At 51.2% G+C, this 21,265-nt stretch carries 27 protein-coding genes and 2 pseudogenes; 26 read left to right on the top strand and 3 right to left on the bottom strand.

Going from position 1 to position 21,265, the window contains the following annotated elements; translation table 11 throughout:
* Window positions 1-90: 90 nt before the first annotated feature.
* The 5 genes from LU633_RS19300 to LU633_RS19280 are packed head-to-tail and all read left to right on the top strand — an operon-like array spanning window position 91 to window position 4,500.
* Window positions 91-495 (top strand): TIGR03757 family integrating conjugative element protein, encoded by a 405-nt coding sequence (locus LU633_RS19300; RefSeq protein WP_016192760.1) that lies wholly within the window; start codon window positions 91-93, stop codon window positions 493-495.
* Complete coding sequence (locus tag LU633_RS19295; RefSeq protein WP_016192759.1) at window positions 492-1,463, top strand: TIGR03756 family integrating conjugative element protein; 972 nt, start codon at window positions 492-494, stop codon at window positions 1,461-1,463. Before LU633_RS19300 ends, LU633_RS19295 begins: the two co-directional genes overlap by 4 nt.
* A gap of 11 nt (window positions 1,464-1,474) precedes the next feature.
* Window positions 1,475-2,893 carry an integrating conjugative element protein gene (locus LU633_RS19290; protein WP_016192758.1) on the top strand — a complete coding sequence of 473 codons (1,419 nt, stop codon included), beginning with the start codon at window positions 1,475-1,477 and terminating at the stop codon, window positions 2,891-2,893.
* Window position 2,894: 1 nt separating this feature from the next.
* The gene (locus LU633_RS19285; protein WP_016192757.1) at window positions 2,895-3,230 is read left to right on the top strand and encodes a hypothetical protein; all 336 of its coding nucleotides are present in this window, start codon (window positions 2,895-2,897) and stop codon (window positions 3,228-3,230) included.
* 10 nt (window positions 3,231-3,240) lie between these two features.
* Window positions 3,241-4,500: a conjugal transfer protein TraG N-terminal domain-containing protein gene (locus LU633_RS19280; RefSeq protein ID WP_046372034.1), complete on the top strand. Its 1,260-nt coding sequence runs from the start codon at window positions 3,241-3,243 to the stop codon at window positions 4,498-4,500.
* 37 nt (window positions 4,501-4,537) lie between these two features.
* Here the strand turns inward: LU633_RS19280 and LU633_RS19275 are convergent, their stop codons facing one another.
* Window positions 4,538-4,825 (bottom strand): hypothetical protein, encoded by a 288-nt coding sequence (locus LU633_RS19275; protein ID WP_016193230.1) that lies wholly within the window; start codon window positions 4,823-4,825, stop codon window positions 4,538-4,540.
* A gap of 244 nt (window positions 4,826-5,069) precedes the next feature.
* On the opposite strand from LU633_RS19275, the gene LU633_RS19270 reads away from it, so the two are divergent.
* From LU633_RS19270 to LU633_RS19255, 4 genes and pseudogenes are all read left to right on the top strand, one after another.
* The gene (locus LU633_RS19270) at window positions 5,070-6,242 is read left to right on the top strand and encodes a hypothetical protein (RefSeq protein ID WP_232426941.1); all 1,173 of its coding nucleotides are present in this window, start codon (window positions 5,070-5,072) and stop codon (window positions 6,240-6,242) included.
* 984 nt (window positions 6,243-7,226) lie between these two features.
* A pseudogene (locus LU633_RS19265) lies at window positions 7,227-8,137 on the top strand (integrase domain-containing protein).
* Window positions 8,138-8,445: 308 nt separating this feature from the next.
* Window positions 8,446-9,006, top strand: coding sequence for a hypothetical protein (locus tag LU633_RS19260; RefSeq protein ID WP_016193233.1), 561 nt, complete (start codon window positions 8,446-8,448; stop codon window positions 9,004-9,006).
* Between the two features lie 604 nt (window positions 9,007-9,610).
* Window positions 9,611-9,919, top strand: coding sequence for a hypothetical protein (locus LU633_RS19255; RefSeq protein ID WP_016193234.1), 309 nt, complete (start codon window positions 9,611-9,613; stop codon window positions 9,917-9,919).
* A 110-nt stretch (window positions 9,920-10,029) separates the two neighbouring features.
* Here the strand turns inward: LU633_RS19255 and LU633_RS19250 are convergent, their stop codons facing one another.
* Both LU633_RS19250 and LU633_RS19245 read right to left on the bottom strand, forming a co-directional pair.
* Window positions 10,030-11,049 (bottom strand): phage integrase, encoded by a 1,020-nt coding sequence (locus LU633_RS19250; RefSeq protein ID WP_046371854.1) that lies wholly within the window; start codon window positions 11,047-11,049, stop codon window positions 10,030-10,032.
* Between the two features lie 84 nt (window positions 11,050-11,133).
* On the bottom strand, window positions 11,134-11,415 hold the full coding sequence (locus LU633_RS19245) for a helix-turn-helix transcriptional regulator (RefSeq protein ID WP_046372033.1): 282 nt from the start codon (window positions 11,413-11,415) through the stop codon (window positions 11,134-11,136).
* Window positions 11,416-11,520: 105 nt separating this feature from the next.
* Between LU633_RS19245 and LU633_RS19240 the strand changes: the two genes are divergently transcribed.
* The 17 genes and pseudogenes from LU633_RS19240 (at window position 11,521) to LU633_RS19160 (ending at window position 21,143) form a co-directional block, all read left to right on the top strand.
* Window positions 11,521-11,952 carry a hypothetical protein gene (locus LU633_RS19240; RefSeq protein ID WP_233481908.1) on the top strand — a complete coding sequence of 144 codons (432 nt, stop codon included), beginning with the start codon at window positions 11,521-11,523 and terminating at the stop codon, window positions 11,950-11,952.
* Window positions 11,953-12,183: 231 nt separating this feature from the next.
* Window positions 12,184-12,366, top strand: coding sequence for a hypothetical protein (locus tag LU633_RS19235; RefSeq protein ID WP_016193246.1), 183 nt, complete (start codon window positions 12,184-12,186; stop codon window positions 12,364-12,366).
* The gene (locus LU633_RS19230) at window positions 12,335-12,574 is read left to right on the top strand and encodes a hypothetical protein (RefSeq protein ID WP_016193245.1); all 240 of its coding nucleotides are present in this window, start codon (window positions 12,335-12,337) and stop codon (window positions 12,572-12,574) included. Before LU633_RS19235 ends, LU633_RS19230 begins: the two co-directional genes overlap by 32 nt.
* 337 nt (window positions 12,575-12,911) lie before the next feature.
* Complete coding sequence (locus LU633_RS19225; RefSeq protein ID WP_040465953.1) at window positions 12,912-13,148, top strand: hypothetical protein; 237 nt, start codon at window positions 12,912-12,914, stop codon at window positions 13,146-13,148.
* Window positions 13,149-13,317: 169 nt separating this feature from the next.
* Window positions 13,318-13,710 carry a hypothetical protein gene (locus LU633_RS19220; RefSeq protein ID WP_040465952.1) on the top strand — a complete coding sequence of 131 codons (393 nt, stop codon included), beginning with the start codon at window positions 13,318-13,320 and terminating at the stop codon, window positions 13,708-13,710.
* Window positions 13,711-13,791: 81 nt separating this feature from the next.
* Entirely contained in the window at window positions 13,792-14,352 is a 561-nt protein-coding gene (locus LU633_RS19215) for a 3'-5' exonuclease (protein ID WP_233479716.1), read from the top strand.
* On the top strand, window positions 14,349-15,191 hold the full coding sequence (locus LU633_RS19210) for a DNA adenine methylase (protein ID WP_016193243.1): 843 nt from the start codon (window positions 14,349-14,351) through the stop codon (window positions 15,189-15,191). The genes LU633_RS19215 and LU633_RS19210 overlap by 4 nt, the downstream gene beginning before the upstream one ends.
* On the top strand, window positions 15,188-15,394 hold the full coding sequence (locus tag LU633_RS19205; RefSeq protein ID WP_016193242.1) for a hypothetical protein: 207 nt from the start codon (window positions 15,188-15,190) through the stop codon (window positions 15,392-15,394). The genes LU633_RS19210 and LU633_RS19205 overlap by 4 nt, the downstream gene beginning before the upstream one ends.
* A pseudogene (locus LU633_RS19200) lies at window positions 15,391-15,678 on the top strand (hypothetical protein); the annotation flags it as partial. The gene LU633_RS19205 and the pseudogene LU633_RS19200, both read left to right, overlap by 4 nt.
* 47 nt (window positions 15,679-15,725) lie before the next feature.
* Window positions 15,726-15,968: a derepression protein gene (locus tag LU633_RS19195; protein WP_016193223.1), complete on the top strand. Its 243-nt coding sequence runs from the start codon at window positions 15,726-15,728 to the stop codon at window positions 15,966-15,968.
* A gap of 72 nt (window positions 15,969-16,040) precedes the next feature.
* Window positions 16,041-16,424: a hypothetical protein gene (locus LU633_RS19190; protein ID WP_046371981.1), complete on the top strand. Its 384-nt coding sequence runs from the start codon at window positions 16,041-16,043 to the stop codon at window positions 16,422-16,424.
* Window positions 16,424-18,919: a replication endonuclease gene (locus LU633_RS19185; RefSeq protein WP_052734703.1), complete on the top strand. Its 2,496-nt coding sequence runs from the start codon at window positions 16,424-16,426 to the stop codon at window positions 18,917-18,919. Before LU633_RS19190 ends, LU633_RS19185 begins: the two co-directional genes overlap by 1 nt.
* Window positions 18,885-19,151 carry a hypothetical protein gene (locus LU633_RS19180; protein WP_046371850.1) on the top strand — a complete coding sequence of 89 codons (267 nt, stop codon included), beginning with the start codon at window positions 18,885-18,887 and terminating at the stop codon, window positions 19,149-19,151. Before LU633_RS19185 ends, LU633_RS19180 begins: the two co-directional genes overlap by 35 nt.
* Window positions 19,152-19,170: 19 nt before the next feature.
* A complete protein-coding gene (locus LU633_RS19175) occupies window positions 19,171-19,530 on the top strand; it encodes a type II toxin-antitoxin system HicB family antitoxin (protein ID WP_046371849.1) in 360 nt (119 codons plus the stop codon).
* A gap of 249 nt (window positions 19,531-19,779) precedes the next feature.
* Window positions 19,780-20,475 carry a DNA methylase gene (locus LU633_RS19170; RefSeq protein ID WP_046371847.1) on the top strand — a complete coding sequence of 232 codons (696 nt, stop codon included), beginning with the start codon at window positions 19,780-19,782 and terminating at the stop codon, window positions 20,473-20,475.
* 66 nt (window positions 20,476-20,541) lie between these two features.
* Window positions 20,542-20,763, top strand: a complete 222-nt coding sequence (locus tag LU633_RS19165; RefSeq protein ID WP_006117881.1) for a type II toxin-antitoxin system Phd/YefM family antitoxin — start codon at window positions 20,542-20,544, stop codon at window positions 20,761-20,763.
* A complete protein-coding gene (locus tag LU633_RS19160) occupies window positions 20,760-21,143 on the top strand; it encodes a type II toxin-antitoxin system death-on-curing family toxin (protein ID WP_046371846.1) in 384 nt (127 codons plus the stop codon). The genes LU633_RS19165 and LU633_RS19160 overlap by 4 nt, the downstream gene beginning before the upstream one ends.
* The last annotated feature ends 122 nt before the right edge of the window (window positions 21,144-21,265 follow it).

The following is a 21,265-nucleotide window of genomic DNA, read 5'->3' as shown; positions in this document are numbered from 1 at the left end:
ATCTTCCGATTCCGGCTCAGAGTTAATTGCTGAACCCGTCACCGCCTGAGCGCACCCTGAGCAGAATTCTCACTCAGGGAGCGTTTCACTATGCGGTTATTCCCATGCCTTGCAGCATTATTTTTCTCCACCGGCGTCAGCGCCGGCACGGTGATCTACACCGACAGCGCCCACCCCGTGGCGGCTGACCTGCCTGCCGACTTAACGGTCACCCTGCTCGATGCCCCGGACCACCTTCAGACGCAGCTCTTTGGCCCACTTCCCGCCGACCCGGCGCAGGCTGAACGGCAGGCGAGGGCGGTGGTGGCTTCCCCGGACTTTACACAAAATCAGCAGGCGCTGGCCGGCGCTTATGCCGGCGTGGTTCACGCCTGGTCTCTGGGGCTGGAAAAATATCCGGCTGTGGTCTTCGACGACAGATGGGTGGTGTACGGCACCACCGATGTCACCGTGGCCACGCGGCAGCTGACGGTCTGGCGGGAGAGTCACCCATGAACATGGCCCTTGCCCGCCCGCGCCGTCTGACGCTCGCCGCGCTGTTTGCCTGCACCGGCACGCTGGCCAGCGTCAACACCGCCGGGCTGCTCTCCAGCGCCGTCAGCCCGGACTGCATCAGCTGGCGCATCAGCGGTATCTGCTACTGGCTGTTCTGCACCCCCTTTGGCTGCACGGTCAGAACCTCGGTAAAGGTGACGCATTTTATCCCCGAAGCGGTGGTGTCCGCGTATCTGAGTCCGGGTGCCAGTCCGTGGACGGAGATGTCGCCAGTCAGCAGCACGGCGGACGGCGCGGAAAGTACGCTCGTGGGCGGTGCTGCGGGCGTGGCCACCGGCGGCGGGCGGCAGGAGATGAAGATACCCGGCACGCGTAAGCAGAACCTGCATTTTTACTATGGTGATGCCTGGGGTCATCCGGCGACAAAACTCATCGGCGGTATGGTACCCGGCTACTCGTGCAGCAGCGCGGCCACGCCTTTTATGCCGTACTTTGCCAGCGGCCTTGATGCGCTGACCTGGCGCACCGGCGTACCGGAAGCGCTCTATCCGGAGGCGCTGGTGCCCGGCAGCCGGGAACTGGGCAGCACGTCTGCCGGCAACATGTGGGGCAACGTTTATCCCCGCAGCGGCTTTGTCACCCAGACCGACGGCTACAAAGCCGCCGCCGTGGTGGTGCAGCGTGTTGCCGACATCATCACCCGTCAGGGCCAGCTTCATGTTTACACGCCGCTGACCGGCCAGCGCTCGGCGGGCTACTGGCCACCAGACCCGGTACAGGAAAACACCGGCACGCAAAACCACAAGTGGCAGCGTCTGTCACCGCAGCTCTCTCAGAGCTGTGCGGTCTTCCCGGACGTCGGCGGACAGAACGCTGAAGACGGCAACTACGCCTGGGCGCTCTGGCAGCCTTACAGCTGCTGCAAACGACGCGGCCAGACCTTCCTTTACAGCACCGACTTCTCCTGAGGATACTGATGATGACACGTCACCCTTTACGGCGTTTTTACCCGGCACCTTTCGCCCTGCTTATCCTGCTCTCTCTTCCGGCCATCGCCCTGGACACGTCGCTTTCGTCTGGCGGCGCGGCGGTGAGCGGTGCGGTCAATGATGGTCTGTTCTACTCCATCGGCGGCGGTTCAGTTATTTCCCCGCCGGCCAGCCGCAGCAACATGTCCCGTCTGGGCCTGAACGGCGGCTGGAGCAGTGACCTGATGTGCGGCAACTTCGACCTGAAAACCACCGTCGGCAATCAGCTTAACGGTGTCACCAGCGGTTTTAAGGACCTGATGGGCAACGTCATTCAGGGCGCGACCGGCGCGGTGATGAGTATGCCGGCGATGGCCATTCAGCGCGCCAATCCGGGGCTGTATGAAATGCTGGCCAACGGGGTGCTTCAGGCGGGCCTGAACTTTGACAAGGCGCAGCTCAACTGCCAGAACATGTCGAAAAAGTTGGCTGATTACACGATGGGCAGCAAATGGCAGCAGGCGGCGGTAGCCGAAGAGTACAAGGATATCGTGGCGTCCAGCGCCGGAGACGCCGTCTCCGGCGACCAGAAGCTGAACAAAGCCACCGGTGAGGAGGGTGTCACCTGGGTGGGGGGCCAGAATCGCGGCGGTAAGGGGCAGCAGGCCATCCAGCCAACCCGTGACCTGGCAAAAGCTGGTTTCAACATGATGAACAGCCTGCCGGTCACCAGCGCCAGCAGTGTCGGCACCGACAGCTGCAACGGCACCGTCTGCCAGCGCTGGAAAACCTCCGATGACGCCGCAGCGGCGGTGGTGAAGGTGCTGGGCGACCGCTCGATACGCACCTGCCGGGAAACCAGCGAATGTACCAGTGGCGGAACCGATAACCAGCCGGGCAGTGCAGTGGCCGGCACCGGTTTTTCTCCGGTACTGGAGGATGCGACAAAAACCAACCTGGAGCAGCTCGCTAAGCTGGTCAACGGTCAGCTCCAGCCCACCACGGACAACCTCGCGGGTCTTAAGACCGGCAGTCTGGTGGTGACCCGTGGCGTTATCCAGTCGCTGCGCGACGACCCCGACAAAGCCGCACTGGTTCAGCGACTGGCCGGCGAGCTGGCGATGTCTGATACGGTGGAAACCGCGCTGACCATGCGCCGGATGCTGACCACCGGTGAGTCTGAACCCAATGCCGCCGAACAGCCGGAAGCGATTGCCGAAGGCGACCGCCGCGTGGACGCGCTCGACCGTGAACTGAATGCGTTGCGTAACGAGATGGAGCTGCGTAAATCCATCAGCAGCAACAGCCTGCTGACCACGCTGGCCCGTCAGGGTGCGCGTAATCAGGACAACCAGATGCAGCAGAAAACCGGCAGTCAGGACCAGGGCTTCAGCCAGATGGGCCAGCCGTCATCCTCAGGAGCGAACTGATATGGTGCTGAACCTGAAAGGCCGCGCCGCCCGCGTGGCCCTCCTTATCTTATCCATGCTGCTGCTGATGGCGGGGATGTTTGCGGTGGCGTCGGTGTTTATGGCGTATGACCCGGACGGGCACCTGACGCGCAACTGGCTGCATGACAGCCGTTGGTGGCTGTTCGCCTGGCGGCTGACGTTCTGTACCGGCCTGGCCGCAGTCTGGCTGTGCAGGGTGCGGCCACGGGTGTTACGCCGCTGGCCACAGGTCCGCTCACGCCTGCCGCGCACCGAAGCGCTGGCGGTACTGTTTATTCTGGCCACGGAGTACGTGGCCTGGTCCGGCGCAGCGTGAGGAGACGAGCATGACGGCGAACAGTTTTCTGGAGTATTTTCTCGTCCTCTTTGGCTGGGTGATGAACAATGCCATGTGGAGCATTCTCAGCAGCACCGGCCTTTTTGCGCTGCCGCTGGTGTTTAAGGTGCTGGGCGTCTGGCTGAAGGTGCGGGAAGAGGGCGCGGACGAGGGCAACAAGGGAATACTGGCACTGCCGCGCATCGAGCACGCTATCTACGTCTCCTTTCTGGTGATGCTGTTCTGCTGCATTCCGCTGCTGCCAGTGGATATCAGCACCATAAAATTCGACAGCTCGCGGGCGAAGCAGTGCGGCGTCAGCGTACCCACGCCGCAGAACTCCGGTTACAAGGGACTGGTCAATGATTTTGACGGTCGCACGGCGGAGGTGCCGGTCTGGTGGTACCACGATTACTACACGGCGATGACGCCGCGCAGCCAGTGGCCGTATGACAGCGCCCGCGACAGCGGGTATCCGGATACCGGTCAGGGTGGCTATCCCACCTGCAAAACTTGGTGGTCGGACGGTTCATCCGGACTGCGACAGCGCGTGCTGGCCAGCTTCAGTGAGGACACCCGTAAGGAGATGCAGCGCCAGTTCCCGGGGACGCAGTGGGAAACCCTGGCGTTGCAGTGGCTGGTCAGCCCGCGCAATGCCGGGTTATCCGGCGGTGGCACAACCTATGCGGTGGGCAGCGCCGATAACACCACCGGGGTGGCGGGTAACCTGACGCGTCTGACGTCCACCATCGGTCTGGGGCTGAAGCAGGCGGAGGCACTGCCGGGATTCGATGCGCTGAAGCAGGCGCTGCTGATGATACAGGCGTTGTTACAGATGATGATCATCACCGTTATCCCGGTGCTGATGATGTTCAGCGCTTATGAGCCGAAAACTATCGTGACCATTTCGTTTGCGCTGTTTGCCCTCCAGTTCATCACCTTCTGGTGGGAGCTTGCGGGCTGGCTGGATGACCGGCTGATCACCATTTTGTATGACAATATGGCGGAGCAGGGACTCACCGGCAGCGCTGTCCCTCTGGCTGATTTTGTCAGCTCAACCAATGACGGCTGGATTATGAATCTGGTGCTGGGGATGATGTATGTGGTTTTTCCGGCGTTCTGGATGGGGATGTTGAGTTGGGTCGGTGTCAAAATTGGGGGAGTAATTGATTCAGCAATGGCTTCAGCTTCAAAAATGCCGCAACAAGCTGGTAATGAAGGAGGAAAAGCCGCAATAGATACTGTCAAAAGCGCTGCCACGAAAGTTTAGCAAAACCATTCAAGCCAGCTCGCACTACGAAGCTGGCTTAGTCTTTCTTACCATTCCTATAATACCCATAGCCTTGAGTTCCATGCTTATACCCGTCGGAGTCAAAACCTTCATATACTTCATCGAGTTGATTTTGTTTTTTGTTATCAGGTACGTGGGATGCCATTAAGGCTCCAGCCTTTACAGCCCCTAAAGTGACATCAATGGTACCCAGTAATACATTACGTCCCAACTCTTTAAAATCTGCCTTCTTCATCCGGAATTTACTCTTTTTTCGAGAGCAGATTTCCGCCACATCTTTTGGGTCAAAGCCGTTTCCGCTCATATCGTTACCTTAGAGGTTGTAGGTACGCATTTCTAACAGATATTACTGATGGTTTTCTTATGTATCCAGGTTACTGGAAACCGATGTTATTGGCAAATTTTTGTGCTCTCTTTAGTCGGTGAGGTGCAGGATACAGTTGCTCAGGCTGCTTCGTATGTCAGCCGTAGTGAGAAAAATATTATTTGCAAGATTGTTTAATAAAAATTAAGTTTTTTGCTCTCAGTTTCTTAAACAGGTAAATAATGTGCTTATCAGATTTCTTACTCCTTACCTTCTTTTCTGTTACAGCGCGGCTTACAGCGTACTCCAGACACTCGACGGCATAGGATTAGCCTCAACGATACGATACGAGAACAATGGTGCCAGTCCCTTTGCAACGATGATATTCGCACCTGGCGAACAGGTCAGGATTATGCTGCCAGTGATAATCATAAGTATGGTCGTTATTATCTTTCTTCTTCTCGCCGCTGCATATGTTTTATGGAAAATCACCGGGGTGATTATCTGTGCCATTATTTTGATATTGCCTGGTCTGCTTGCGATATCAGGATATTTTCCGGCTATCAGGTGGCTTCCTTATCGATATAATATTGGCGGGGCTGGAGAGGTGGGTAGTCCGGCAGGTATAAGCTGCCTGGTTATAGCAGGAATAATTACAGGCTGGGCTGTTTTTATATTGATTCAGAAAGCTTTTCGCGCAGGCGAACGTTTCAGAACGGTGTTTGATATTTTTCTTATCCTTACTGCCGCAGCAAACGGAATATTCTGGGTGCATGATAAAGAGATTAGTTCAATTCAGTCTGCTCATCAGGAAACTAGCATGAATATTAATTCATCAAGTGCCTATTTATTAAAACAGGTAGAATACTATGATGAACAGTGTAGAAACGGTGTTGTTAAGAATGTGCTTTCCTGCCAGTGGGCATCTGATATTCAGGGAAAGCTTAATGATTATACTTACCAGCTCCCATCTGTTTTTATGCAATTCACACCTGATACTGTTGTTGGTTTATATAAAACATATAACATGTCAGATTCTCAGGCTGAGAAAATACGCGAGGAGTTAAATGAATATAATCTGCGAATGTGTCCTGAAAAGCAGTTAGGACAGGGCGTTACTCAATTAGCACCACCATCAATGCTCTGTCAGGAAACACCCATTCAGTATTGTGATGCTATCATTGAAAACAAATACAGTCATACTGCTCGGGGAGAAGTGGCAGTAGCGAGTGAATGTGTTTTTTCATCAATGTTAAGGAATAAAAAGATTCTGAATAAGGAGATGAGTGAACTCAGTGAATCATCCAGAAGTAGCAATTTTCGTTGGCTTTGGTTTATTCTTTTCTCCGTTTTTTTGGGCGGAAAAGTTGCCACGCTGATGTATAAAATGCGTGAGTCGTCCACTGTGAAAATATAAATTTAGAGCAAGAAAAATTCCGAATTCTCAGGGATGTTGCTGCTGAGGTAATATCCTTGTTAACTTTACAGTACCCATGATATTTTATTTCATTGACAGATAATTCACATCCCCCCTTGAAAAAGAACACCCGTCCGATCTACTATCACCCCCGATGTACCGTTGCAATACGCAACATGCCAATGTCCCGGCAATCTGAGAGGGACGCCTTCGGGTGATTGCATGCCAAAGTTGTCAGAACCTGAGAGACGACGCCTTCGGGCGGTAAACCCGTCAGCCTTTGAAAATGGGGATCGCCTTAACTGCGATAAAGGATTTAACTTCACTATCAGCCTGCTTTCGCAGCGCTTCCTTACGGACCGTTCAGGTCTGTTTCACTTCATTTTGCCCCGAATACTGACGACTGCATTCGATGCAAACTTTGCGACGTGGGTATGACCATTTGGAACATTTGGGCATCTTCCACGACGGCATTGTAAGCAGAAGAACGCGGCGTCACTTGCGTGCGAACGAAGTGAACACCAAGTGACGCCGCAAAGCGGCATACGTCAACACCACGTAATACGTGCCTTCAAACGCGATTTTAAGGATGGTTTCACGGGAATCACCTAATCGCCTCGTTTAATACGTCTCTATTTTGCGTCCGTTTTCACGGACGTCCGCAAAACGCAAATCTTAACTAATGACTTTTTCAAGTCTTAACTACATGAAATAAGGAGAAAATCGTCCAGGTACTGAGGCGTTCGTCTGATTAAGACGAACGGGGAGCAACAAACCGTCGTACAGAGTGCTAAACGGGCTCCTGCAATAACTCAACTCAGCCTCGCCATGCTACACAGTACCTGACGGCCATGATGGCAAACTAACCGACACGCATGGACGTCTGACCAACGTACTGGTCATGCCAGCCAGTCTTTCTGCCGGGGATTGCTTACCAGTGGTTCGCGTCAGAAAGACTTTGCGTTGATGAGGATAAGAGAGCTTATGAAGCACAAAAGTACGCGATCAAAAATTGAGGGATTCAAAAAAGAGTTTATTTCTTTCGCCAGAAAGGAGCGGGCGGTTATGCCACCATTGCCGACCGGCAGCGTATTGGACGATATTTTCTGGATTACCTGAAAAATTCAGGTATAAAACTTCGCAGCGTGGATGCACTTAAGGTTCGCTATGTTGAGAGTTATATTGATTATCGTAAAAGCCTCAATCTGAGCCACCGCACTCTTCAGAATGAAATGTCGGTATTACGCAGCATTTTCAGCGCTGCCGGAAAACACCGTCTGGCCGACCCGCAAAATGAACGGTTCAGCAATAAAGCGTTGGGTATCTCAGGCGTAAACCGCGACGGAACCAAAACGGCTCTTACACAGGATGATTTTTCGAAAGCCTTTAATGAAATTGAAAAACAGGACCGTGGTGTTGCGGCAACAATGCGGCTTGCCTATACCTTCGGCCTGCGTACAAAAGAAGCCATTGAAGCCTGTAAATCATTATCCACATGGAAACGAGCGGTGGAAAATGGCGATAAATCAATTCGGGTTGTTTTCGGAACTAAAGGTGGGCGACCAAGAGATACCACAATTATCAACCGTGATGAGGCGCTTCGCGCAATTGTTTATGCTGAAAAAGAGGCTAAAGAGCGTAATGGTCGATTTATCGATAAACCCGGCATTCACCAGGCGATCAATCGTTATCGTTATTTCGTCAGAAAGGCAGGGCTGACGGGAGAAAAAGCGCCTCACAGTATGCGCTATAACTTTGCCCGAGAATTATCGGACTACCATAAACGTCAGGGATACAATGAAAAGGAGGTTATGGCGATGATCTCAATGGATTTGGGGCATGGGGATGGACGTGGACGTTACATTAAACAGGTTTATTATCGTAATGATGAGTAGTCATAAAATATGCGTCACTATAATAGTTACCACGACGACACTTTCATCAGGCTTATATAACTCTTAATAGTCTGATATAGTCATTATATGTACCTACTCTAATTTCTTAGGTGGCTAAAGTGATCATAACTGACGTTTTTAAAATATCTGAAACAATCGCATCCCCATTTAACTATATCTTCAAAAGGAAATTATCTCATTACTTATATCAAAAAAGCATTAATGAGATCCTGGAGAGTGTCAATGATGAAAAACTAAGAGGATGGTATAGTCCATGCAATTTGATGGCTGCAAGGGAATTCAGAGGTATGATTAATTCACTTTTTCGACCTGGTGGATATCACTTTTCCACAATGGATATTGCTGTTGCAATCAATATTGCAACAAGCCACTTTTGCGATAATGAATTTAACAAGTATAGCCATGAAATTATCGATTTTTCATATCGCATTTTATCTGAAATAAAGGAGTCCATAATCAAAAGTAAAGTAATGCAAGATTGTTTAGTTGGTTATGGAAACAACGTTGAATTAATCGATGCAGCTTCAGAGCGTACAACAATTGAAAGCCTTTTCATTAATAAGAAGAATTTATTTCAGCATTATTTTTCCACGTTCAATGATGCTAAATATAACCATAGCATTCAAATCTGGCATCAGGGTAACGATAATACGTGGATTGATTGGGCTGAAGAAAATTCTATATGTATAAACATCAATCCATACAAAATTCGCGAAGGATTTTTTTTAGTCGGTTTTGATTATTATTACATTACAAATAATAAAGGATTGCGTTTTGCGAGTAACAAAGATGGGTATGAGTACTTTAATAAATGCTTGAAAAATAGTTCGCGTGTATGGGTACAATAGACAATATACAGTGGGTTGGAAAAAGATAAAATTTCAATTATCAGGATTGAGTAGCTACTTTTGTTGTGGTTGCTTTTTCAAAAGGGAAAAAGTGTCAACCTCCGCTCTTTGCCCAAACCAGATCGTCAGATTTGATTATGTTTTACCTGAAAAATCTGTCAGTTCCGCTCTTAGTTAACAAACTTTAGTTGATATTGAATGATCCACTTTATCTATAACAGGGGCTTGCTGAACGCCTCCGACTGTCGTAGCATAATTCTGCTTACCGTTGTCATCACGACAACTGCCAATGTTCCGGTGATTTGAGAGGAGCGCCTTCGGGTAATCACATGCCAATGCCATCGTAACCTGAGAGATGGCGCTTTCGGGCGGTTTTAAATCTGTTAACCTTTGAAAACAGAGACCCATGCGGGTTAAGGTCCTTTCAACGCATTTCTTCCTTTTTTATTAAACATTCATCCATCCCCGGGATGTTTTTTCCGTGGATCACACGTTTTACCTGCCGTTGTCTGCAAAGACCGGTTGCTTACTCACTCACCCGTGCGGGGATACCTCCCTGCTTCTGCGGTGGGGCGTTCTCCGCATTTCAACTGAGGAGAAAACCATGAGCAGTATAATGCTTTCCATCGTCACCCACGTTGCACGCCGCTTCAGCCGTCTGGCAGAAGCCATGCGCCATCAGCAGGTGGAGTGGTTTACCAATCGTAACGGCCGGTGCAGTTTCCGGGCCGACGTTATCCCTTCAGACGGCAGATTTACCGCCGTGATTTCTCAACGAACGGGTTACAGCTCGCGTGACTGGCAGTACCGGCGGCTGGCCGTTGCCGGCGAGTTCTCGTCTTCCCGAAAAGCATTACGGGCAGGACGGAGAATGGCTCAGCAAATGGCCGGGCTGCGTTACCGCTTCGACTGATAACGCATTAACGTTTTAACACTTCCCGGAGGGACCTTCCCTCCAGGGGTGGGATTAGTAACCCCGTAGCCACCTAAGTGACTACGGTAAATCAATAAGTTATAACCCCATTACCCCCCACTTACCCCCTTTTGACCTGATAACTGTGGTCGCAATGTGGACACTTCAGATAACGGGTTAAAGCTTACCGCATCTGCTAAATAGTCCGGGGAAAAATGTGCATAGGTCATGGTCTGCGATACGTCTGCATGACCAAGTATTCTTTGCAGGGTTATGATGTTCCCGCCCTTCATCATAAAGTGAGTGGCAAAGGTATGCCGTAGTGCATGGGCCGCCTGTCCCTTTGGCAGATTAGGTTTCGCAGCCTTCATCATTTTGCGAAAACGGCTGTAACTGACTTTGAACAACCGCCCTGACTCGTGCGTTTTAACAATATCAGCCACCTCCTGCGAGACTGGAACAACGCGCTTTTTCCCGTTTTTGGTATGAGGAAACATAACGTTGTTGTGGATGATATGTTCTGCCTTGAGTCCGTAAGCCTCCCCCCATCGCGCCCCTGTCGCTAAACAAAGAACGGCTATCCTGTAATAATCACCCTTTACTGAGCCAAGAAGAGTGTTAATCTCGTTCTCAGTAAGGTATGACATTTCGGATTTTACTTCCCGGAGTGGTGCCAGCGTGGCAACATGGTTTTCCCCATAGAACTCATCAATCGCCCCCATTGCTTTAAAAATGCCGCTTAACGCAAACAGATCGTGATTGATAGTCGATGCTTTGATCCCGTTCTCCAGGCGCAAGCACCGATAGTCGATTAAACATCTGGAGTCAATCTGGTACATCATGGGGTCGTTCATGTCCCGACAGATTCCATTGACAGTACTCAGCCTGTACTTTGCATAGGGCAGATTCCGGCCCAGCAACATCCACCAGGTTTCAATGAACTCACTCAGGCGACGCTTATCCGCTGGCCGGTTGAGATAATCATTGTTCTGGTACCTGGCAATGATGCTGCGTTCATAGCAATGTGCATCAGCTTTACGGTCAAACTTTTTACGGATACGCTTTCCATTGCGGCCCCGCGGTCTTACATCCACTTCAAAGCGACCATCTTCGAGTTTCTTAATTGACATAAGATAACCCTCCGATGTACTGCGCAACTCTTACCCTCAGTTCTTCAGCCCAAAGGTAATAAATATCTAGCCAGTTCTCCCTCCTTAACGGGGTGAGGTTGTTTCGTCTTGCATAGAGTGTGCGAGAGCCGGAGCAATTTGCCCCTTCGCAGGATCCGTTTCATCGAACATGAACCAATCACGATACTTTCGAAATTGAGGATGTTTAAATAGCTTCATACCTGCCTCAAATGACATTTTTGCCTTTCCTGATTCATAGTTGTGATAAGTGACATAATTAAGACCAACTAAATCAGCAACTTCTTTCACTTTCATACGCTCAGATTCACGCATTAGCTTGAGTTTTTCACTTTGCATAGTTGACATAAAACTACAGATATCCTATTTTTATACAACATAAATATCAGGAGACATAAAACACCTCCTGTACCCACTTAGCCCCATTGGGGTTCAACTAGGGATTTTAGCACAATGAAAAACATCAGCGAAATTGACACACAATATGCAAGGCAATTCCCTGTTGATACAGGACGTGCATTGCGAGTTTGCAGGATGACCGCAAAGCAGGCCGCGAAGCTGCGGGATATGCCAACAGACGAGCTTGCAAATCAGATTTTTGTTAGTGCGGAGGAGTTCGCTTATGTCACTGGTCGCACCCTTAAATCGGTGCAACACCTTATGGACAGAAATCAGATTCCCGTTCATCGCGAAGGGATGCCAGGTTCAAAGCGCCCTAAGCGCTTCATCATGATGCAGGAATATTTAGACGCTTTGCGCCACTGCCGCGCCATCATCACCGCCGACGAGCGCTATCACATAGATCGCCTCATGCGTGATAAAGCAACCTACCGCCGTAGTTCAATTAAGTCAGGTCGCACGGTAAACGGAAGGTCACCAGCATGAAACATTTAATGGCGCATCCGGATAAGTTTGCGGAAATTATTCCGGGTGTAATTCAGGTCAGCAGGAATATTTATATCTGTTCCGGTTTCACGATCCGAAAATCGCCACGAAATGCACTGAACAATCGCGGCGCTTATTTAATCACAAAGTATGCTGAAAACAGCAATAACTATTATGGGCGTGACTTTTCGCTGTCTGAAGCCCGTAATACCGTGCGCAGGATTATAAAACATGGACGACTCATTTCTTTTTGATGATTTACTACTGGCTTTCTGGCTGCTGGTTTTTTCCTGGGTATTTTTAACATCCGCACAGGCAATAATTCGTGACCATTGCCACCGCGTTAATCTGAAAAATAAATTCAAATCAGGAGGCATGGAAAATGAAAAGCTTCTACGCAGAACAGATAAATAAATTACTTCAGGACTATTATTTTAATTTTGAAAATAATCCCCAAGGGCGCGAATCACATTACGGTGTGTTGGTTAGTGGTCTTCAGCATCTCTACGGCGCGGCCTTTTTCACGAATGACGATGAAGCATTGATCGTGCTTCGTCCATTTGTCAATTCCGTAATGAATGGTGAGGTGCCATCCCCGGCAATAGCGGATATGGCGTCATGAAACGCAAGGAAGCAAAGGCCGCACCGGCATTTATACGTATTTAGACGATGCCATTCCTTTAATAGCCAGAACTAATTGAAGTCGTGGAATGTGTGAAAAAAACAAGAATTTTTAATTACACCCGCAAAGTTGAGGTAGCTATGACTGATAAATCGACGTACCCCGCCTTGCATAACCTAAAAGTCAGCTAATTATCGAAGACCTGCGCCGAAACCCCTCTGAAGGAGGCCAGCAATGAAAAGAAAACTTAAAAACAAGATAAAAGAGGCCGCGAAGTTATGCGGCCTGAGAAAGAGATATTACGACAGCGGATCTGTTGCCGGTTTTATCGTGACTAGTGGCGGGATTTGCCAGTTTCAGAAGCGCCAATAGCGGCCATCTTTTCTACATAGCTCTTCAGAAAAGCAATGGCATCTATGGCTTGTTCTGGAGTGAGACCCGTAAAGAGCTTATCAGCCTGAGGGATGACCTCACCGTCAGGAAGGCGGTAATGAAAACGAAGACATGCCAGGTGATTGGCTATGTAGCACTAAATTTCACCGGGAATGAGGATTGGAACAGTCTCGTTTTGTGACATGAATTCTCCTTGTTGGTGGGTAGTTATGCCGCTCACTTCCTGGTCGAAGGCGGCATAACGAAATTACCACAAAACCATGCGCCGGGAATGGTTAAAACCCGGCACTTATCCGGGGCACTACTTACGAGTTGTGCCCCGGATAAGCAGCAGTGATGGAGGTAAAACCATGCGTACCGGACAGGATAAAACGTTATCGGGCCGTCAGATATTTCTTGAACAGTGCGCCCGTTTGCAGTCGGAGCTTAAGGTCTCCCGCACCTGCAAAACAGCCAATCGTTATGACCTGCTGGGAGAAGACCAGCGTGAGGTTATTTTTATTCTTGCTAACGAAGCTGCTGCGCGGTTTCAGGGATTGCCGCAGCTGACGCGGGAACGCCTGAGAGCAGACTTTGACGATTTGAGTGAGCAGGAACGCGGATCTTTGATGCTGGGCATCAAGCGCCTGGCGGAGCTGGCTGCGGCGTTGCCGTGGGAGTTTCTCGATCATGCTGCGCCGCGCCCTGAAATTCAGGCGTCACGCGGATCACCACCACCCGCACCGGACGGCGCAGCGAATTAACCACTGAATGATTAACCGGCAGTCAGGCGCATCATCGCGCCGGGCTTCCTGCACCCCGAGGAAAGCAAGATGAAACACGTAATGATTGATATTGAAGCCATGGATAACAAGCCAACTGCCGCTATTGCGTCTGTAGCTGCGGCAATCTTTGATCCTATGTCAGGTAAGGTTTTCGCCTCAATGTACCGGGCTATTGCTATTGAAAGCAGTGAAGCATTCGGCGGAACGTTGGGTGCTGAAACAATCAGATGGTGGTTTAAGCAGTCGGGAGAAGTACGAGCGGAGGTAACGAAAGAAGGGGCTGGCTCCCTCCCTGTAGCTCTCAGTGAATTAAATAGGTTTATCCTGAGAAATTGTGATCAGGCGAGCGTGAAAGTCTGGGCGCGCGGTACTGATTACGATATGCCGATTATCTATAACGCAATGCGCGCTGTAGAGTTAAAACCGGTCTGGAATTTCTGGAATGTCCGCGATGTCAGAACGGTTGAAGAGGTTACGCTTACTGTCTGTGGGTATGCCTCAAATCGGCTTGTTGACCCTGAAAAACATAACGCTGCCGCTGATGTGTGGAATCAGATCGCCCAGCTCTCAGACAACCTGAAAAGCCTCGCAGCCAAAGGCGCTACGGGGGCGGCATTATGATCCGCTCCCTTCTCAAATGGCCGGGAGGAAAAACCCGCGTTATACCTGAATTACTGCCATACCTTCCAAAGGCCAATTGCCTCGTTGAGCCTTTTGTGGGCGGCGCGTCAGTGTTCCTCAATACCGATTATCGCCGCTATATCCTCGCCGATATCAACCCGGATCTGATCCGCCTTTATCGCGAGGTTAAGGGTAACCCCGATCTGCTGACTGGTATGGCGCGTCAGCTGTTCGCTGAGGGGAATTCAAAGGAAGCTTATTTGCGCAACCGTCACATATTCAACAGCGTGAAGGGGTTGCCTGATGTTTACAGGGCTGCGCTGTTTCTCTATCTCAATCGACACGGTTACAACGGCGTGGTGCGTTATAACCAGCGTGGTGGCTATAACGTACCCTTTGGTCAGCACAAAACCGCGCCTTACTTCCCGGAAACGGAGATCCGCCAGTTTGCCGAGAAGGCCAACGACACCAAAGCCATTTTCCTGTGCAGCTCGTTTCAAAACACCCTCAAAGTGATGGCTGGAACGGATGAAGCCATCTACTGCGATCCGCCGTACCTGCCTGTCAGCGAAACCGCCAGTTTCACTCAATACCACACCGAGCCATTCACCGGGAAGCACCACCGCCAGTTAGTGGCGGAGCTGCTGGAGGTTAACCGCAAATATGGCGCGCCGGTTGTCATTTCCAACAGTGACACCGAAACCACCCGCGAGATTTACCAGTCGTTCAGGATGCACGAAATCAGCGTGCAGCGTTCCGTCAGCACTGACGCCAGTAACCGCCAGAGGGCCAGAGAGGTGATCGGCACTCTGGGCACCCACGCGGAGAGTCAGGTATGAGTGAATCTCGCAAAGAAATGGTCGCCCGCCATCAGACGTTCATCCCTGATGCGCATGTCCATATCGGCGACTCGATAATCTGTGGCAGTGCCAGAGAGGCATGTGGCATCAAGCCGGGGGCAATCATCCGGGTGCGTCAGATCACTGACGAACAGGATGGGGAGCTTCCATACGTTATCTTTGGCGAACAGGTTGCGGGATGATGACGGGATTCAGTCGAATGCTCCCCCGCAGCAGCGCCCACAAAAAAACCTTGCATATTCTGATTACCGGAGGCTATATTCCCCGTGCAGCCGCAAAATCGGCTGCCGGGTGTGAGAACCCGGTAATTACACTAGCGCACAACCGCGCTAACGCGGTTTTTTTGTGTGCGAAGCACGGCCACATCAGCATTATGGTGGGGCGTGCAGGGCCAGCTTCGGCTGGGCCGGGTTCTAGTGTGACCGGTTTCTCACCCCTGTACGTCTCACCACCCTTAGACGTGAGAATCTTCGGTGGTGAGTTTTTAACTCTTACACTAGAGGATGCTCAACCATGGCAACCCGCAATAGTTCTACCTGCAACAAACCGAGTGCCCGCGACGTCGTTCGCACGCATCAGACCACCGAAATCAACCGAAAACTGCACCGCGCCCGCGCAATGGCGTTTTTCCTGTCCGCTGAAATACTCAGACGGGATTACGACCCGATGCCACTTTATTTGCAATCAGCCCTCAGCTATATCGCCGATGACGTCAGCGATATACAGGCGATCTTCAAAGACTTCACTTCAGCTTAACCCGCCCGCAAACGCGCACCCCGCAGCAATACCGGGGTGCCTGCTCACGCCTGTAAAACGGGAGAATCGCGCATGACCGATTTTTACGCCTTTATTGACTGGTTGTGGGGACGTGATCCACGTCTGGCCGCTCGCACTCAGGATTACCACGACAGCTGGCACAAATTACTGACCCACCATCATGAGAGCCAGCAGGAAACGATCAGCGGACAATGCATTATTGATGGCCGCTACCGGATCATCTCTGAAAAGTACGGACTGGCGCTTTACAGCCTGATGGAACGCAATGAGGGGCCACTGGCCATCTATCATTCACCCGGACCGCTTTTTGCCGATCTCATTGCTCACAGTATCCGGCGATCAGGACACCTGGACGCCGGGGATTTTATCGCCGAGTCCGCACGGTTGCTGAAAGCATGTCAGGTTGCCTGGGCTGAGTTCGGGGGCGGGAAGTAATGAGCGCACCTTACGCCTGGTACTGGAATGCTCCCCGACCGGCACCCGATCCGTCCACCTTCGGCAAAGCCCCCCGGATTACAGAGCTTGCCAGACAAATAGCCTACTACACCCGTAGTGATCAACGGGCCGAGGCGTTGCGCCGGGCAGGGCAGCCCCCCTCAGCCTGTGAGATCATGATTAATCGCGCCCTCGAACGCGATCTTATTCGTGATAAGGAGCTGAAAAGAACCGAAGAAGACAGGCGGGCAGCGAGACGGGACAGGGACAATAATCAGGTGGTTGCGCTTCTGGCAATGCCAGATTATCTGCGCGAACCGCTCATGCAGCGCCTGCGCTTTTTGCGCAAAAAACAACATGACGCGGAACAGGGCGGAAAGAAGGAGCGCCCAGCCAGCGCATTCCTGCACGGCCAGCTTAACCGCATTTTTAAACGCGTGGAACGCATCGATACCCGCTTCAGGACGCCTGCTTATCAGTATGTGACGGCAAAAGAGCGACTGGATGCATTACTCGACCTTCCCCGACTGACCAAACGCGAGATCCAGACAGCTGCAACCCTGACGGCGGGCGCGATAGAAGGTGAGTTTAACCGCCTGTGTGATCTGTACGGCGTTAATTTCTCGCTGAATGACGCCCTTGAGGCTTACCAGAATCTGGCCCGCACGGTATTTAAACTGAACGTCACACCTGCAGGGTGGGAAGCACTCAGAACAGACAACGATCGACGGAGTGAACCAGACCTTGAGCAACTTCCGGGTGCCATAGCCCGCCTGACCTGCGCCAACTGGTGGCAGCGCAAACTCTGGCGACTCCGGCGCATCTGGCGGGAAGAACAGCTCAGGGCTGCCGGGATGGTGTCGAAAACCACATCGGTATACCTCAGTCGGGATGCTCTCACAGAACATCGCGACCAGCGCCGCCGCATGCGCGACTTCCTTAAATCTTACGAACTGGTGAATGAGGATGGTTTCACCATCGATCTGGAAGATGCGTATTACGCCGGTAACAGCAACCCAAAGCACCGCCGTTTTGAAATGATGACCACCATGAAGGGTATGGAAAATATCGCCGAGGCACGCGGCGATGAGGCCGTTTTTCTGACGGTCACCTGCCCTTCGCGCTTCCATGCCACGCTGGAGAGCGGCCCACTCAATCCCAAATGGGACGGTTCAACGGTACGCGACAGCAGCGATTATCTGGTTAACGTATTTTTTGCCGGGGTACGAAAGAAACTTAATCGCAAAAAGCTGCGCTGGTATGGGGTAAGGGTTGCCGAACCGCATCATGACGGTACCGTCCACTGGCACATGATGATTTTTGCGCACCCGAACGAACGCGAGGCCATTGTTGATATTGTGCGCGAATTTGCGATCCGCGAAGACAGGGCGGAGCTGGGCGACGATATTACCCCCCGCTTTGAAAGCGAACTTATCACCAAAGAAAAAGGCACCCCAACAAGCTATATCGCAACCTATATAGGTAAAAACGTTGATGGCGCAGCAGTAGGCGGCATTGACCCAAAAACAGGTCAGCCGCGCGTGGATAATGACAGCGGAAAAAGCATGGCCGATAGCGTGGAGCACGCTATTGGCTGGACGGGTTTACACGGTGTGCGCCAGTTCCAGTTCTTCGGCATTCCCTCCCGCCAGGCTTACCGTGAACTGCGAAGGCTGGCCGTCCAGATGTCGCGCCAGAAGGATGGCCCCGCAGAATTGCCTGACAAGTCAATGGATAACGTACTGGTTGCCGCCGATGCCGGATGCTTTGCCAGCTATATCAACAGTCAGGGCGGCGTGCTGATCCCCCGCAAAGACTATCTGATCCGCACCGCCTACGATGTCGCCGACAAACTCAACGATTACGGCGAAGCCGGAATACAGATTTTCGGTATCTGGGCCCCCGCCCTTGGTGAAGAGTCGCGCGTCTGCACGCACCCCGACAACTGGGTAATGGTCAGAAAAAGAATAAAATCCGCGTCAGAAGAAGCCCTTAAGGGGGTTGACCCTGACCTTCGGGGCGGCCCTGACGCCCCTTGGACTCGTGGCAATAACTGTCCGCCTGAGCAAAATTCAGACAAAAGTACAGATATTGCTACGCAGGAAATTAAGGATTTCGGGCAGATGACACGCCACGAAAGACGGGAATTATTAAAACGCCTGCGCAGTAGCCCACCACCAGGAAGTAAAGAGAGTTCGCCACCAACAAAATACTCGCAACCGGTGCATTCATCCCCTCCACCGCCCCAGCTTGCAGCCAGGGCCAGCAAGGTGCTGGACATTCTGGGAATATATGTAAGTGAACGACTGGTTGAAGCGTTATCGCGGGGTTCGTCTGTACATACTGATAAGACGCGAAAAATGTTTATGGACAGGAACGGCAGCATCAGATTTGTTAATCTGCTCCGCTATTGTAAAAAATGCTCACATGAAGTCAGCAAAAACAATGAGGATACCCCGGATGGATGCCAGAAATGCACAACCATTAAAAACTAAACCACCCGGTTATATTGAGGTGAGCATTGATGATGCGACCGACTACTTTTTGCCCTACGATGATCAGCATGTGATCTTCTCTTTCAGGCAATATATATGCATCAATGGTGCACGATTCAATCCAGGCGAAGTGGTAATACTGATGTGGAAAAATGGCCGGGAAGTAAGGGGGCAATATGCCGGAAGCTGCATTTTACTAAAGGCGCAGTCGTCAGCCTGCGCGAATGGTTAGAAAGCACCGGAGTGAAACCATGACAAAACCAGCCACCCCAAATATGATCGTTATTGCCGGGCAGCCAGCGGTTGTCAGCTACGTGCCGGAAATTAATATGTTTCGCGGGCGCTTTCTGGGGCTGACAGGCTACTGTGACTTTGTTTCTGACAGTATTCAGGGACTGAACAAAGAAGGCGATATTTCGCTTCGTGAGTATCTGGAAGATTGTAGTGCGGAAGGTATAGAACCTTACGCCCGCCAGGAAAAAACCAGGACATTCACGCTTCGCTACCCTGAATCTTTCGGCGAACGCCTGAATCAGGCAGCCGCAGAAAATGAAGTATCGGTGAATGCGTTCATTGTTGAGACGTTAAACGAGCGCATGAAGCATGCCTGACCCCGCAGGGCAGGCATTTATCTCTAAGTTCGGCGGGGCTTAATACCGTGTTTTCATGGCAATCGGTATGGCTGGCGTAATGCGTTACGCCGGAAATAGCGATTCTGCGGGTGCGGGCGGCAAAGAGTCCGCCAGCGCCATAATGTGGCGCTCATTGGGTACCGCACTGTCAGATTTGGCAGTGTCGGCCATACGCATCGAGCACCGTCATTTTTATCGGTGCTGCAGCTGCAATGCGAGGTTTTACGGATGAGTTATTTAGGGAGTAAAGGCGGTAGCGGTGTCTATCAAAAAATCATTGCTGAAATGCCGCCGCATGATACCTACATTGAAACGCACCTGGGCAGTGGTGCGGTAATGTTTCACAAGCCACTTGCAGCCAGGACTATTGGAATTGATGTTGATGAAAATGCTTTTAAATTAACGCGGGATCGCTGGTCAGAGATGGAGGAAACACCGCCCCGGTTGCATCTGTATCACGGTGATGCTGTTGGTTTTCTGAATAGAGAAAACTTTACTCAACATGGCCGCGTGCTGGTTTATTCCGATCCTCCCTATCTGCCAGAAACGCGCACCAGTCGCGCCTGCTACCGTCATGAATATACCGTTGCCGATCATGAGCGCCTATTAGCTTGCCTCATGAGCCTGCCGGAAAACGTCAGCGTGATCCTGTCTGGATACCCGTCGCAGCTTTATGACGAAACGTTGGTGGGCTGGCGTAGCAAAGAATTTCAAGCCATGACGCGCGGCGGCGTGCGAACAGAAAAAATCTGGATGAACTACCCGGAGGGGCGCGCGTATTCCCATGCGTTTGCCGGAAAAGACTACAACGATCGGCACCGTATTAAGCGTAAAGTAGAGCGCTGGCGCGCGAAATATGCAGTTCTTCCGCCCGCTGAACGGCTGGCGATCATGGTAGCGCTTAACGAGGTTGACGCAGGTTAATATCTTTTATCGTTGCCTGTTGTACGTCTATGTTGTACGCTAAAGGTGTACATCAAAGGAGGTTATATGCGAACCTATACCACATCTCAGGCCCGGCAAAATATTGCCGAAGTAATGGAAGCGGCTACGGCTGGTGAGCCTGTAGAAATAACTCGCCGCGATGGCTCTGCCGCTGTGCTTATCAGCCGAGATGATTTCAACGCGTGGCAGGAAGCAAAGCTGGATGCTGAATTTGCCGAAATTATGGGGCGACACGGTCGTACCATTAAGGCGCTGGCCGACAGATGAAATGGATTAGCGCTCAGGAGGTGATAGCGTTTCATGACCGTCTGCTTACAGCTTTGCCGGGCGTTCAGGGAATGCCAGAGCCGGGAAGAGCAGAGGCGATCATTTATCGTGTTCAGAACCAGCTTTACTATGAAGGTGTTGAGGATATTCACGAACTGGCTGCAATGTATCTTGTCGCTATTTCGCGTGGTCATATCTTCAATGACGGCAATAAGCGAACCGCCTTTTTCGTTGCGATGGCTTTTTTAAAGCGCAATGGCATTGATATCCGTGACGAAGGTGATGAACTGGAAGAACTGACGGTATCCGCAGCGATGGGGGCAGTAAGCAGCGATGATATTGCTGCTGTTTTGCGCCGATTATCCATCAATCCCCACTAATCTGAGAAGCTGCCTTTTGAGGCGGCTTTTCTTCTTTCCTGGCCTTCATTCTCTGTTGCACAATAGTGCACAAATTTGCACAATTTTTTTGACGCTGTTTATACCCTTTCCGCCCTGTGGCG

It is taken from the genome of Erwinia tracheiphila, from assembly GCF_021365465.1.
In the GTDB taxonomy this organism is placed as follows: Bacteria; Pseudomonadota; Gammaproteobacteria; order Enterobacterales; family Enterobacteriaceae; genus Erwinia; species Erwinia tracheiphila.
The sequence above is the reverse complement of the archived record's forward strand: the minus strand, read 5'-3'. Positions and strand labels throughout refer to the sequence as shown.